This window comes from Aeromonas sp. A600620 (genome assembly GCF_029479985.1).
Lineage (GTDB): Bacteria > Pseudomonadota > Gammaproteobacteria > Enterobacterales > Aeromonadaceae > Aeromonas > Aeromonas veronii_A.
Genome location: NZ_JAAKXB010000005.1, coordinates 82,997 through 96,124 on the forward strand (window position 1 = coordinate 82,997; position 13,128 = coordinate 96,124).

Here is a 13,128-nt window from a genome sequence, read left to right on the forward strand (position 1 = left end):
TCGATTATCATGACCCAGAAAAAACATTCCCCCAGTTCAACCCGCTGGTTAAAAGAGCATTTTGACGATCAATACGTCAAAAAAGCCCAGAAGTTGGGACTGAGATCCCGTGCCGTGTTCAAGATCGACGAGATCCAGGGCAAGGACAAACTGCTCAAGCCGGGCATGACGGTGGTGGATCTGGGGGCGGCCCCCGGTGGCTGGTCCCAGTTTGCCATCGATCAGGTCGGTGACAAGGGACGGGTGATCGCCTGTGATATTTTGCCGATGGATTCCATCGCCGGTGTCGATTTCCTTCAGGGCGACTTTCGGGAGGAAGCTGTACTGGGCGCGCTGCTGGAACGGGTCGGCCCGGACAAGGTAGATGTTGTCATGTCCGACATGGCGCCGAACATGAGCGGTACCCAGCAGGTGGATCAGGCCCGTTCCATGTATCTGGTCGAACTGGCGCTGGACATGTGCAATCAGGTATTGCGCGGTGACGGCAGTTTCGTGGTGAAAGTGTTTCAGGGAGAGGGGTTTGATGCCTATCTCAATGAAATTCGTCAACTTTTTACCACTGTCAAGATTCGTAAACCAGACTCGTCCCGCGCTCGTTCACGGGAAGTCTACATTGTGGCTACCGGTTTTAAACTGTAGTACCCTAACCTTCATCGTTAACTGTCAGTCTGCGAGGTTACTGATTTGAGTGACATGGCGAAAAATTTAATCCTGTGGCTGGTCATCGCCGTCGTGTTGATGTCGGTGTTCAATAGCTTCAGCCCCAGCGATACCTCAAGTCGCCAGCTGGACTATTCCAGCTTCGTTAAAGAGGTGACCCAAGAGCAGATCCGTGAAGTGCGGATGGACGGTAAGGTCATTAATGGCGTCAAGCGTACTGGTGAGCGTTTCACCACCATCATTCCGGCGCCGGATCCCCAGCTCCTCAACGATATGCTCAATCACAACGTCAAAGTGATGGGTGAGAAGCCGGAAGAGCCGTCTTTGCTGACCTCTATCTTCATCTCCTGGTTCCCGATGCTGCTGCTGATCGGTGTCTGGGTCTTCTTCATGCGTCAGATGCAGGGCGGCGGTGGCAAAGGTGCCATGTCGTTTGGCAAGAGCAAGGCTCGCCTGATGAGTGAAGATCAGATCAAGACTACCTTTGCCGATGTTGCAGGTTGCGATGAAGCCAAGGAAGAGGTGAAGGAGCTGGTCGACTATCTGCGCGACCCGAGCAAATTCCAGAAACTGGGTGGCAAGATCCCGACCGGCGTACTGCTGGTTGGTCCTCCCGGTACCGGTAAAACCCTGTTGGCCAAGGCTATCGCGGGTGAGGCCAAGGTGCCTTTCTTCACCATTTCGGGTTCCGATTTCGTGGAGATGTTTGTCGGTGTCGGTGCCTCCCGGGTACGCGACATGTTCGAGCAGGCCAAGAAATCCTCCCCCTGCATCATCTTCATCGATGAGATCGACGCCGTCGGTCGCCAGCGTGGCGCCGGTCTGGGCGGTGGTCACGATGAGCGTGAGCAGACTCTTAACCAGATGCTGGTCGAGATGGATGGCTTTGAGGGCAATGAAGGCATCATCGTCATTGCAGCCACCAACCGTCCTGACGTACTGGATCCGGCACTGCTGCGTCCGGGCCGTTTCGACCGTCAGGTTGTGGTTGGTCTGCCGGATGTTCGTGGTCGTGAACAGATCCTGAAAGTGCACATGCGCAAGGTTCCGTTGGCTGATGACGTCAATCCGGCGCTGATTGCCCGTGGTACTCCCGGCTTCTCCGGTGCTGATCTGGCCAACCTAGTCAACGAAGCTGCCCTCTTCTCCGCTCGCGAGAGCCGCCGTGTGGTTTCCATGGCTGAGTTCGAGAAGGCGAAGGACAAGATCATGATGGGCGCAGAACGCCGCTCCATGGTGATGAAAGAGTCCGAGAAGGAGATGACGGCTTATCACGAAGCGGGTCACGCCATTATCGGTCGCGTGGTGCCGGATCATGATCCCGTCTACAAGGTCTCCATCATTCCGCGCGGTCGTGCGCTGGGTGTGACCATGTACCTGCCTGAGCAGGATCGCTGGAGCCACTCCAAGCAGCATCTGGAGTCCATGATCTCCAGTCTGTATGGCGGTCGTCTGGCGGAAGAGCTGATTTACGGTGCCGAGAAGGTATCGACCGGTGCGTCCAACGACATCGAGCGAGCTACCGACATCGCGCGTAAGATGGTGACCCAGTGGGGTATGTCCGAGCGTCTCGGCCCGATGCTTTATGCGGAAGAAGATGGCGAGGTGTTCCTCGGTCGCAGCATGGCCAAAGCCAAGCACATGTCCGATGACACAGCCCGCATCATCGATGCTGAAGTGAAGCAGGTCATTGATCGCAACTACGACCGCGCCAAGCAGATCCTGCTGGATAACATGGATGTACTGCACAGCATGAAAGATGCGCTGATGAAGTACGAAACCATCGATGCCAAGCAGATCGATGATCTGATGGCCCGTCGCGAGGTTCGGGCTCCGAGCAACTGGCACGACGAGCACGGAGATACGCCACAAGGCGGATCAACTGTTGCCGCCGAGCCCAAGCCGGCGGCTGCGGACGAGAGTGCCCCGGTTGCGGATGCCAATATCGACAAGGCCAACGACATCCCGGCTAAATAAATTCTGTTGTTGAAAACCCCGGGCTTGCCCGGGGTTTTTATTTTGCGAATGGAAGTGAAGATGCAGCTGATTAGCAAGGGGCTTAGCCTCTCTCTCGAACGTCCCCATGTTATGGGGATCCTCAATGTGACTCCCGACTCCTTCTCCGATGGCGGCCATTTTAACCAGATTGAACGGGCTGTGGCTCATGCCCGTCAAATGGTGGCGGATGGGGCGACCCTTATCGACATTGGCGGCGAGTCAACCCGTCCGGGAGCGCCGGATGTGAGTGAGCAGGAGGAGCTGGACAGGGTTATCCCGGTTGTTGAACGACTGGTGAGCGAATGTGATGTGATGCTCTCGCTTGACACCTCCAAGGCGGTAGTAATGAGAGAAGGCTGCAAGGCTGGGGCTCATTTGATTAACGATGTGAGGGCGCTGCTGGAGCCGGGAGCGCTCGATGCTGCCGCTGAAGCGCGCGTTCCGGTTTGCCTGATGCATATGCAGGGGCAGCCGAGAACCATGCAGGTCGAGCCGCACTATGATGACCTGGTCGGGGAGGTGAAAGCCTTCTTTGACGAACGGATTGCAGCCTGTCTGGCCGCCGGGATAGCCCGTGAGCAGCTGCTGCTGGATCCGGGCTACGGTTTTGGCAAGACGCTGGCACACAACTATCAGCTGCTGGCCGCCCAGGAAGAGTTGCTTGACTACGGACTTCCGCTCTTGGTGGGAATGTCGCGAAAGTCTATGATAGGCAACCTGCTGAACCGCCCTGTGGGTGAACGTCTGGCTGGCAGTCTGGCTTGTGCCCTTATCGGCATGCAGCACGGAGCCAGGATCATCAGGGTTCACGATGTGCGGGAGACCATGGATGCGTTGCGGGTTGGCTGGCAGGCCATGACGGGACAAGATTTTATTTCCAGATAATAAAAGAGAACAGACAATGGCAAGAAAGTATTTCGGCACAGATGGTGTGCGCGGCAAAGTCGGCGAATATCCCATTACTCCTGATTTTGTAATGAAGCTGGGCTGGGCCGCGGGCAAGGTGCTCTCCAAGAAGGGCACCAAAAAGGTGCTGATTGGCAAAGATACCCGAATCTCTGGCTATATGTTGGAATCAGCGCTGGAAGCGGGTCTCTCTGCCGCCGGTCTCAAAGCCATACTGATGGGCCCCATGCCCACTCCGGCTGTTGCCTACCTGACCCGCACCTTCCGTGCCGAGGCCGGCATCGTTATCAGCGCCTCGCACAACCCCTTCTATGACAACGGCATCAAGTTCTTCTCCGCTGACGGTACCAAACTGCCAGATGAAGTCGAGATGGCTATCGAAGCCGAGCTTGATCACGAGCTCAAGTGCGTCGAGTCTGCCGAGCTCGGCAAAGCGCTGCGTATCGATGATGCTGCTGGCCGCTATATCGAGTTCTGCAAGAGCACCTTCCCTTCCAATATGAATCTGGACGGGTTGAAGATGGTGGTCGATTGTGGTCACGGGGCAACCTACCATATCGCGCCTTCTGTGTTCCGCGAATTGGGGGCCGAAGTGATCACTATGGGCTGCTCTCCGGATGGTCTCAATATCAACGATGGCGTTGGCTCGACTGCGCCCGAGGCACTGGTTGCCAAGGTGCTGGAGTGCAAGGCGGATCTCGGCGTGGCATTCGATGGTGACGGTGATCGCCTGATCATGGTGGATCACACCGGCTACCTGATCGACGGTGACGAGATCCTCTATATCATCGCACGGGACGCCTTGCGCAACGGCCGTCTCAAGGGCGGTGTCGTCGGCACCCTGATGGCCAACATGGGTCTGGAACTGGCGTTGCAAACCCTGGGTATCCCGTTTGCCCGTGCCAAGGTAGGCGACCGCTACGTGCTGGAGATGATGGAAGAGAAGGGCTGGCGTATCGGTGGCGAGAACTCCGGTCACATCATCTGTCTTGATCAGACCACCACGGGTGATGGCATTGTTGCCGCCCTGCAGGTGCTCACTGCCATGCGCAGTGCCGAGATGCCGCTGGCCAAGTTGCGCTCCGGCATGAGCAAGTTCCCGCAAGTACTGGTGAATGTTCGCTTTGCCGAAGGCAAGGATCCGCTGGCTGCAGAAGCAGTCAAGCAGGAGGTCGCCAAGGTTGAACATGAGCTTGGCGGTCGTGGCCGCGTGCTGTTGCGTAAATCCGGTACCGAGCCCCTGATCCGGGTCATGGTGGAAGGGGAGCACGAGCAACAGGTGCGTGATATGGCTCAGCGCATTGCCGATCAGGTTGAATCGGCGTTTTAATGAGCGTTCAGGGCGGCTTTTTAGCCGCCCTGGTTGTATCTTGTTCAATCGATTCAAAAAAATGAAAATAGCACTTGTCAGCTGACAATCCTCTGGATATTATCAGCCCCGCTTTCGCAAGGGAGTTGCCGATGGGACATCGCAAGCCGTTTGTAGCAGCCAACTGGAAGTTGCACGGTAGTAGGTCGCAGTTAGAGCAGTTTACGAGTCAGTGCCTGAAAGGCGTTGATGGTGATGTAGATGTTGTTCTCTGTCCATCCCATGTGCATCTCGACTTTACCGCTTCAGTGCTCAATGAGCAGAAGGTGATAAGGTTGGGGGCTCAGAATGTGAGCCAGCACGAGACGGGCGCTTACACGGGTGAGGTGTCGTGTGAGATGCTGGTTGAGGCAGGGTGTCGATACGTATTAGTAGGGCACTCCGAGCGCAGGCGTCTCTTTGGTGAGACCAGCTTTATTGTTGCAGAGAAGTTTGCGGCAGCCAGAGCGGCAGGTCTGATTCCCATCCTCTGTTTGGGTGAGTCAGGTGCAGCAAGGCAAGCGAGAAGAACCTTCGAGGTGATCGCAGAAGAGCTGGATATCGTCATAGAGAAAAATGGCGCGATGGCTTTCGATAATGCTATCATCGCCTACGAGCCGATTTGGGCTGTAGGTACAGGTAAATGCGCCACACCCGAGCAGGCACAAGAGGTTCATTCCTTTATTCGTGGTCGCTTGGCGGAGGATACTCCGGTAATAGGTGAGAAGATCAGAATCATCTATGGTGGGAGCGTGACGCCGACCAATGCGAGAGATTTGTTTGCCCAACCCGACGTAGATGGCGGATTGATTGGCAGAGCAAGTCTTGATAGCGATGCGTTTTTAGGAATTGTTGAAGCGGCAAAGGGTGCAAGTTAAATGTACGAGATTCTTTTGGTCGTTTATCTGCTGGTTTCACTGGCTCTGATTGGTCTGGTGATGATTCAGCAAGGTAAAGGGGCTGATATGGGCGCCTCCTTCGGCGCAGGGGCATCGAACACAGTATTCGGCTCCAGTGGTTCAGGCAGCTTCCTGACCCGAACAACAGCGATTTTGGCTACTCTGTTTTTCGTAATCAGCCTGGTGCTTGGCTCTATGTCCAGCAACAAGGTCAAACAGGGCAGTGAATGGGAAAATCTGCAACAAACCCAACAGGTTGAGCAGACTAAAGCGCCAGTGAAGAAAGATACTGACGTTCCCGAGTAAGAGTTTTGCCGTGGTGGTGGAATTGGTAGACACGCTATCTTGAGGGGGTAGTGCTCTAGGGTGTGCGGGTTCGAGTCCCGCCCACGGCACCAATTAAGCAGTGACCCGGGTAAACCGGGATGTTATAGCCAAGTCAGTCTTGTATAGAAAGAATGAAGTGGCTATAATCTCGCACGATTTCGGACGCGGGGTGGAGCAGCATGGTAGCTCGTCGGGCTCATAACCCGAAGGTCGTCGGTTCAAATCCGGCCCCCGCAACCAAATTTCACGCATTTCCTACGCTCAGGAAGGCGGTCGCTGCGAGGCGACAATCAGGGTAAAGCGCCAAGCCCCGATTTGACATCGGGGCTTTTTGTTATGTGCGATTTACTCTGAATCGATCTCTATCTGGGCTTTATGCCCTTTTTTTGTTTTTCGGAGGGTGACTTTGGCTACGTTGGAACAACGTTTGACCGATCTGCTCGAGGCTCCGGTCGTTGCCTTGGGTTTTGAACTTTGGGGTATTGAGTTTATCCGCGCGGGTAAACACTCCACCTTGCGCGTCTATATCGACGGCGAGCAGGGCGTGACCGTTGAGAACTGTGCTGAGGTTAGCCACCAGGTTGGCGCCATTATGGACGTAGAAGATCCTATCACCGAGGAGTATTACCTCGAGGTATCTTCCCCGGGTCTGGATCGCCCCCTGTTCAAGGTTGCCCAGTTCGAAAAATACGTTGGCCAAGAGGCGGCGGTAACGCTTCGGATGGCAACAAATAACCGCCGCAAGTTCAAAGGCGTAATCAAAGCCGTGCAGGGCGACATGATCACTCTGACGGTAGATGGTAAGGACGAAGTGTTGGCTTTCACCAATATCCAAAAAGCGAACATAGTGCCGAACTTTGGTTAACGAGGCTATCGGATATGAATAAAGAGATTTTGCTGGTCGTTGACGCAGTATCCAACGAGAAAGCGGTACCCCGCGAGAAGATCTTCCAGGCTCTGGAAACCGCGCTGGCGACTGCGACCAAGAAGAAATATGAAGGCGAGATTGAAGTTCGGGTCGAAATCGATCGCAAGACCGGTGACTACGACACTTATCGCCGCTGGGTAGTCATTGCGGATCAAGCCGCGATGGAGAATCCCTATGCTGAAATCACCCTGGAAGCGGCACAAATTGATCAGCCGGAAATCCAGATCGGTGAGTATGTTGAAGACCAGATCGACTCTGTGACCTTCGACCGTATCACTACCCAGACCGCCAAGCAGGTTATCGTGCAGAAAGTGCGCGAAGCCGAGCGTTCACAAGTAGTTGATCAGTTTAAAGATAAAGAAGGCACCATCATCAGTGGTGTGGTCAAGAAGAGTAACCGCGACAACGTCATTCTGGATCTGGGCAGCAATGCTGAAGCCGTGATCTTCCGTGATGACATGCTGCCGCGTGAAACCTTCCGCCCGGGCGACCGTGTCCGTGGCCTGCTCTACGCAGTACGTCCAGAAGCCCGTGGTTCCCAGCTGTTTGTCAGCCGTTCCAGCCCGGACTTCCTGAAAGAGCTGTTCCGTATTGAAGTACCGGAGATCGGCGAAGAGATGATCGAAATCATGGGCGCTGCCCGTGACCCGGGTTCCCGCGCCAAGATCGCGGTGAAGACCAACGATCGTCGTATCGACCCGATCGGTGCCTGTATCGGTATGCGTGGTGCCCGTGTGCAAGCTGTCTCCGCAGAGCTGAGCGGTGAGCGTGCAGACATCGTGCTGTACGATGACAACCCGGCCCAGTACGTGATCAATGCCATGGCACCTGCCGATGTGGCCTCCATCATCGTTGATGAAGACAACCACACCATGGATATCGCCGTGGAAGCTGCCAACCTGGCCCAGGCCATCGGTCGCAATGGTCAGAACGTGCGTCTGGCCTCCCAGCTGACCGGTTGGGAGCTGAACGTGATGACCGTTGAGGACATGCGTGCCAAGCACCAGGCCGAGAACGACCGCATCATGAACCTGTTCACCAGCACCCTGGATATCGATGACGATTTCGCCGGTCTGCTGATGGAAGAGGGCTTCTCGACCCTAGAAGAGATCGCCTTCGTACCGGTCAACGAGTTGCTGGCTATTGACGGTCTGGATGAAGACATGGTCGAAGAGCTGCGCAAGCGTGCCAAAGATGCCCTGACTACCCAGGCGCTGGCCAAAGAGGAGTCCTTTGATGGCGTCGAGCCGTCCGAAGAGCTGCTCAATCTGAACGGTCTGAGTCGTGAACTGGCATACGCTCTGGCGGGCCGCGGCGTGGGCACCCTGGAAGATTTGGCTGAGCAAGGTATTGATGACCTTGCTGGTATTGAAGGGCTGACTGCCGAGAAGGCGGGTGAGCTCATTATGGCTGCTCGCAATATCTGTTGGTTCGGAGAAGAGCAGTCTTAAGTAAGATCAAACGGAGGAAAATGAATGGCAGAAGTATCAGTCAAACAACTTGCCACTGACATCGACACACCGGTTGATCGTCTTCTCCAGCAGTTTGTCGATGCCGGTATCAGCAAGAGCAAGGCCGACGACATGGTCAGCGAGTCTGAAAAGCAGACTCTGCTGGCACACCTGAAGAAACAGCATGGAGGTGACGAGGTCGCCGCTCCTGCCCGCATGACTTTGCAGCGCAAGACCAAGAGCACCATCAGTGTTCAGGGAACCGGCGGCAAGAACAAAGAAGTGCAGGTGGAAGTTCGCAAATCTCGCACCTATGTAAGACGCTCGGCGCTGGAAGAAGAACAGCGTCAGGCGGAAGCCGAGGAAAAAGCGCGTTTGGAAGCAGAAGAAAAAGCTCGTCGTGAAGCCGAAGAGAAGGCTCGCCTCGACGCTGAAGAGAAGGCTCGCCGTGAGGCTGAGCAGGCTCGTCGTGAAGCTGAGGAAAAGGCGCGGATCGAGGCACAACAAAAGGCTCGACAGGCTCAACAGCCCGCCAAAGCAGCCAGTAGCACAGCTCAGCAAGAGGCAGAAAAGATGGCCAAGCGCGAAGCAGAAGAACTGAAGCGCCAACAGGAACAGACAGCTTTGAAAAAAGCTGAAGAACTCGCCGCGAAGAAAGCCGAAGAGGCTCGCATCATGGCGGAACAGAACGCAGCCCGCTGGGCTGAAGAAGAAGCCGCTCGTGCCAAAGAGAGCAGCGATTATCACCTGACAACCAACAAGCATGCGCAAGCTGCAGAAGACGAGCTGGATCGCAAAGAAGAGACCAGCCGTCGTACTGCCGCTGCCGCTGTCAAGGCCCCGAAAAAGGCGGGTCGTCGCGATGATGATCGCAATGATCGCAACTCCCGTGATCCGCGTGCCCGTAAAGGCAAACGTGGCAAGGTCGCTACCCCGAACGCCATGAAGCACGGCTTCAACAAGCCGGCTGCCGTGGTGAACCGCGACGTTGTCATCGGTGAGACCATCACGGTGGCCGAGCTGGCCAACAAGATGGCCGTCAAGGGCGTTGAAGTCATCAAGGCGATGATGAAGATGGGGGCCATGGCCACCATCAACCAGGTGATCGACCAAGAGACCGCTCAGCTGGTCGCTGAGGAGATGGGTCACAAGGTTGTGCTGCGCCGCGAGAACGAGCTGGAAGAGGCGGTACTGTCCGATCGTGACGAGACCTCCGAAGCCAAGCCGCGCGCACCTGTCGTTACCATCATGGGTCACGTTGACCACGGTAAGACCTCGCTGCTCGACTACATTCGTAAAGCCAAGGTTGCTGCTGGCGAAGCCGGTGGTATTACCCAGCATATCGGTGCTTACCACGTTCAGACCGATAGCGGCATGATCACCTTCCTGGATACTCCGGGTCACGCGGCGTTTACCTCCATGCGTGCTCGCGGTGCCAAGGCGACCGACATCGTTGTTCTGGTCGTTGCTGCTGACGACGGCGTGATGCCGCAAACCATCGAAGCTATCCAGCACGCCAAGGCTGCCGGTGTGCCGCTGGTTGTGGCAGTCAACAAGATCGACAAGCCGGAAGCGGATCCGGATCGCGTCAAGACCGAGTTGGCTCGTTACAACGTCATGTCCGAGGATTGGGGTGGAGACTGCCAGTTCGTGCACGTATCTGCCAAGTCCGGTCAGGGTATCGACGATCTGCTGGAAGCCATCCTGATCCAGGCTGAAGTACTGGAGCTGAAAGCGGTGGTTGACGGTATGGCCAACGGCGTCGTGATTGAATCCTTCCTAGATAAAGGTCGTGGTCCGGTTGCTACCGTACTGGTACAAGAAGGTACTCTGCGTCAGGGCGACATCGTTCTGTGTGGTCTCGAGTACGGCCGTGTTCGCGCCATGCGTGACGAACTGGGTCGCGAGATCAAGGAAGCGGGTCCGTCCCTGCCGGTGGAAATCCTGGGTCTCTCCGGCGTTCCCTCTGCCGGTGACGAAGCCACTGTTGTCCGTGACGAGAAGAAAGCCCGTGAAGTGGCGCTCTATCGTCAGGGCAAGTTCCGCGAAGTCAAGCTGGCTCGCCAGCAGAAGGCCAAGCTGGAAAACATGTTCGCCAACATGACCGAGGGCGAAGTGTCCGAAGTAAACGTGGTGATCAAGGCCGACGTACAAGGTTCTGTGGAAGCGATCTGCGATGCGCTGGTCAAACTCTCCACCGACGAAGTGAAGGTGAAGATCGTGGGTTCCGGCGTAGGTGGCATCACCGAAACCGACGCGACCCTGGCTGCTGCTTCCAGCGCCATTCTGGTTGGTTTCAACGTTCGTGCCGACGCGTCTGCGCGCAAGGTCATCGAATCCGAGAGCCTGGATCTGCGTTACTACTCCGTCATCTATGACCTGATCGACGAAGTGAAGCAGGCCATGAGCGGCAAGCTGGCCCCAGAGTATCGTCAGGAGATCATCGGTCTGGCTGAAGTGCGTAGCGTCTTCAAGTCGCCGAAGTTCGGCGCCGTTGCTGGCTGTATGGTTACCGAAGGTGTGGTCAAGCGTTCCAACCGTATTCGCGTTCTGCGTGACAACGTGGTTATCTATGAAGGCGAGTTGGAATCCCTGCGCCGCTTCAAGGATGACGTCAACGAAGTTCGCAACGGTTACGAGTGTGGTATCGCGGTCAAGAACTACAACGACGTGCGCGAAGGCGACCAGATCGAAGTTTACGAGACTGTTGAAATCCAACGGACTCTGTAAGCCGAGAGTTAGACAAAATAGGGGGCCGCGGCCCCCTTTTATCGCAGGATAGAATATGGCCAGAGAATTCAGCCGGACCCGTCGGGTCGGACAGCAGATCCAGCGTGAAATTGCGCTGATCCTGCAGCGCGAGGTGAAAGACCCGCGCATCGGCATGGTGACCGTTTCCGATGTGGAAGTGTCCCGTGACCTCAACTATGCCAAGATTTACGTCACCTTCTTGCAGCTGGAAAATGATGCCGAGCGCATCAAGGAAGGCTTGCAGGGTCTGACCGAAGCAGCCGGATATATCCGTAGTCTGCTGGGCAGTGCCATGCGTCTGCGCGTGGTGCCCGAGCTGCGTTTCTACTACGACCAGACCCTGGTCGAGGGGATGCGTCTCTCCAACCTGGTGACCAACACTGTGCGCGAAGACAAGCGTCGCATGGCCGAATCCGGCCGTGACGAAGAAGCTGAATCCGCACCGGATGACACAACTGAGGATAAAGCCTGAGATGTCTCGAAGACGTCGTTTCAAGGGCCGTGATGTGCACGGCATTCTGCTGCTGGACAAGCCGACCGGCCTGACCTCCAACGATGTGTTGCAGAAGGTCAAGCGCATCTACAACGCAGCCAAGGCCGGTCACACCGGCGCACTGGATCCGCTGGCGACCGGTATGCTGCCGATCTGCCTCGGTGAGGCCACCAAGTTCTCCCAGTATCTGCTGGAAGCGGACAAACGCTATGAGGTGACCGCCAAACTGGGCGAGCGCACCAACACCAGCGACTCCGATGGTGAGGTGGTCTCCACCCGTCCGGTGAACGTGGCTGTCGGTACCCTGATTGAGGCGCTGGACCAGTTCCGCGGCCCCATCATGCAGGTGCCGTCCATGTATTCCGCGCTCAAGCACAACGGCCGTCCGCTCTACGAATATGCCCGCGAAGGTATCGAGATTGAGCGTGAAGCCCGTCCCATCACCGTATTCGAGCTCAAACTGCTGAGTTTCGAAGGTGATGAAGTGCGCCTTGAAGTGCACTGCAGCAAGGGCACCTATATCCGCTCTCTGGTGGATGATCTGGGTGAAGTGCTGGGTTGTGGCGCCCACGTGACCCAGTTGCGCCGTACCCAGGTGGCCAGCTATCCGTACGAGCGGATGCTGACTCTGGAGCAGCTCGAGTGTATTTTCGAGCAGGCCAAGGCCGAGAGCATCCCGCCGCGCGAGCAGCTGGATCCCCTGTTGCTGCCGATGGATACTGCCGTGGCAAGCTTGCCCGAGGTGAACATGCTGGCTGTTGTGGCTGCCTATGTGAATCAGGGCCAGGCCGTGCAGGTGGCGGGTGCGCCGCACAGCGGTCAGGTTCGTATGACGGTCGGCCCGGAGCGCGAGTTCATCGGGGTTGGCGAGATTGATGATGATGGCCGCGTCGCCCCCAAGCGACTGGTACGTTATCACGACGAGGAGTGATCCTCAGGCGGTATCGGCGTGCTCTTTCCCTCTCTCGCTTCTTTCTCGTTGCGAAAATGGGCAGGGACGATTATCATACCGCCCTCATTTCACGGCTGAATTAGAGATTGGCTGTGAACCTTTAAACACTCTACTGGAGTAATACCATGTCTCTAAATGCTGAGATCAAAGCTCAAATCGTTGCCGAGCACGCTCGTGGCGCCAACGACACCGGTTCCCCCGAAGTGCAAGTTGCCCTGCTGACTGCCCAGATCAACCATCTGCAAGGTCACTTCAAAGAGCACTCCAAGGACCACCACGGTCGTCGCGGTCTGCTGCGCATGGTTTCCCAGCGTCGTAAGCTGCTGGACTACCTGAAGCGTAAAGATTCCGAGCGTTATGCTGCTCTGATCGCCAAGCTGGGTCTGCGTCGTTAATCGACCATCAGATTTCGCGA

12 protein-coding genes and 2 tRNA genes are annotated in these 13,128 nt (G+C 56.3%); all 14 read left to right on the forward strand.

Features of this window, described 5'->3' with window-relative positions; all coding sequences use genetic code 11:
• Window positions 1-9: 9 nt before the first annotated feature.
• The 14 genes from rlmE (at window position 10) to rpsO (ending at window position 13,108) form a co-directional block, all read left to right on the forward strand.
• Window positions 10-639 (forward strand): 23S rRNA (uridine(2552)-2'-O)-methyltransferase RlmE, encoded by a 630-nt coding sequence (rlmE, locus tag G5533_RS08520; protein WP_033114154.1) that lies wholly within the window; start codon window positions 10-12, stop codon window positions 637-639.
• 45 nt (window positions 640-684) lie between these two features.
• Entirely contained in the window at window positions 685-2,637 is a 1,953-nt protein-coding gene (gene ftsH, locus G5533_RS08525) for an ATP-dependent zinc metalloprotease FtsH (RefSeq protein WP_041207977.1), read from the forward strand.
• Window positions 2,638-2,697: 60 nt separating this feature from the next.
• Window positions 2,698-3,543: a dihydropteroate synthase gene (gene folP, locus G5533_RS08530; RefSeq protein WP_042032159.1), complete on the forward strand. Its 846-nt coding sequence runs from the start codon at window positions 2,698-2,700 to the stop codon at window positions 3,541-3,543.
• A gap of 16 nt (window positions 3,544-3,559) precedes the next feature.
• Window positions 3,560-4,894 (forward strand): phosphoglucosamine mutase, encoded by a 1,335-nt coding sequence (glmM, locus tag G5533_RS08535; RefSeq protein WP_215807311.1) that lies wholly within the window; start codon window positions 3,560-3,562, stop codon window positions 4,892-4,894.
• Between the two features lie 131 nt (window positions 4,895-5,025).
• On the forward strand, window positions 5,026-5,790 hold the full coding sequence (gene tpiA / locus G5533_RS08540; protein ID WP_124241335.1) for a triose-phosphate isomerase: 765 nt from the start codon (window positions 5,026-5,028) through the stop codon (window positions 5,788-5,790).
• On the forward strand, window positions 5,791-6,117 hold the full coding sequence (secG, locus tag G5533_RS08545; RefSeq protein WP_005343541.1) for a preprotein translocase subunit SecG: 327 nt from the start codon (window positions 5,791-5,793) through the stop codon (window positions 6,115-6,117).
• A gap of 7 nt (window positions 6,118-6,124) precedes the next feature.
• Window positions 6,125-6,209: transfer RNA gene (locus G5533_RS08550), tRNA-Leu, on the forward strand.
• Window positions 6,210-6,301: 92 nt separating this feature from the next.
• Window positions 6,302-6,378 (forward strand) — tRNA-Met (locus G5533_RS08555).
• 166 nt (window positions 6,379-6,544) lie between these two features.
• On the forward strand, window positions 6,545-7,003 hold the full coding sequence (gene rimP, locus G5533_RS08560) for a ribosome maturation factor RimP (protein ID WP_005343544.1): 459 nt from the start codon (window positions 6,545-6,547) through the stop codon (window positions 7,001-7,003).
• A 14-nt stretch (window positions 7,004-7,017) separates the two neighbouring features.
• Window positions 7,018-8,517, forward strand: a complete 1,500-nt coding sequence (gene nusA / locus G5533_RS08565; RefSeq protein ID WP_421205885.1) for a transcription termination factor NusA — start codon at window positions 7,018-7,020, stop codon at window positions 8,515-8,517.
• A 24-nt stretch (window positions 8,518-8,541) separates the two neighbouring features.
• Window positions 8,542-11,247: a translation initiation factor IF-2 gene (gene infB, locus G5533_RS08570; protein ID WP_216951946.1), complete on the forward strand. Its 2,706-nt coding sequence runs from the start codon at window positions 8,542-8,544 to the stop codon at window positions 11,245-11,247.
• Between the two features lie 55 nt (window positions 11,248-11,302).
• Window positions 11,303-11,740 (forward strand): 30S ribosome-binding factor RbfA, encoded by a 438-nt coding sequence (gene rbfA / locus G5533_RS08575; RefSeq protein ID WP_005338799.1) that lies wholly within the window; start codon window positions 11,303-11,305, stop codon window positions 11,738-11,740.
• 1 nt (window position 11,741) lies between these two features.
• Window positions 11,742-12,692 (forward strand): tRNA pseudouridine(55) synthase TruB, encoded by a 951-nt coding sequence (gene truB / locus G5533_RS08580; RefSeq protein ID WP_421255676.1) that lies wholly within the window; start codon window positions 11,742-11,744, stop codon window positions 12,690-12,692.
• A gap of 146 nt (window positions 12,693-12,838) precedes the next feature.
• Window positions 12,839-13,108 carry a 30S ribosomal protein S15 gene (gene rpsO / locus G5533_RS08585; protein ID WP_216979371.1) on the forward strand — a complete coding sequence of 90 codons (270 nt, stop codon included), beginning with the start codon at window positions 12,839-12,841 and terminating at the stop codon, window positions 13,106-13,108.
• Window positions 13,109-13,128: the final 20 nt, after the last annotated feature.

Excerpts from the sequence above, each read along its gene's own strand:
- rlmE (WP_033114154.1), top strand. The coding sequence starts at position 10 with ATGACCCAGAAAAAACATTCCCCCAGTTCAACCCGCTGGTTAAAAGAG.
- folP (WP_042032159.1), top strand. The coding sequence starts at position 2,698 with ATGCAGCTGATTAGCAAGGGGCTTAGCCTCTCTCTCGAACGTCCCCAT.
- glmM (WP_215807311.1), top strand. The coding sequence starts at position 3,560 with ATGGCAAGAAAGTATTTCGGCACAGATGGTGTGCGCGGCAAAGTCGGC.
- tpiA (WP_124241335.1), top strand. The coding sequence starts at position 5,026 with ATGGGACATCGCAAGCCGTTTGTAGCAGCCAACTGGAAGTTGCACGGT.
- secG (WP_005343541.1), top strand. The coding sequence starts at position 5,791 with ATGTACGAGATTCTTTTGGTCGTTTATCTGCTGGTTTCACTGGCTCTG.
- nusA (WP_421205885.1), top strand. The coding sequence starts at position 7,018 with ATGAATAAAGAGATTTTGCTGGTCGTTGACGCAGTATCCAACGAGAAA.
- infB (WP_216951946.1), top strand. The coding sequence starts at position 8,542 with ATGGCAGAAGTATCAGTCAAACAACTTGCCACTGACATCGACACACCG.
- rbfA (WP_005338799.1), top strand. The coding sequence starts at position 11,303 with ATGGCCAGAGAATTCAGCCGGACCCGTCGGGTCGGACAGCAGATCCAG.
- truB (WP_421255676.1), top strand. The coding sequence starts at position 11,742 with ATGTCTCGAAGACGTCGTTTCAAGGGCCGTGATGTGCACGGCATTCTG.
- rpsO (WP_216979371.1), top strand. The coding sequence starts at position 12,839 with ATGTCTCTAAATGCTGAGATCAAAGCTCAAATCGTTGCCGAGCACGCT.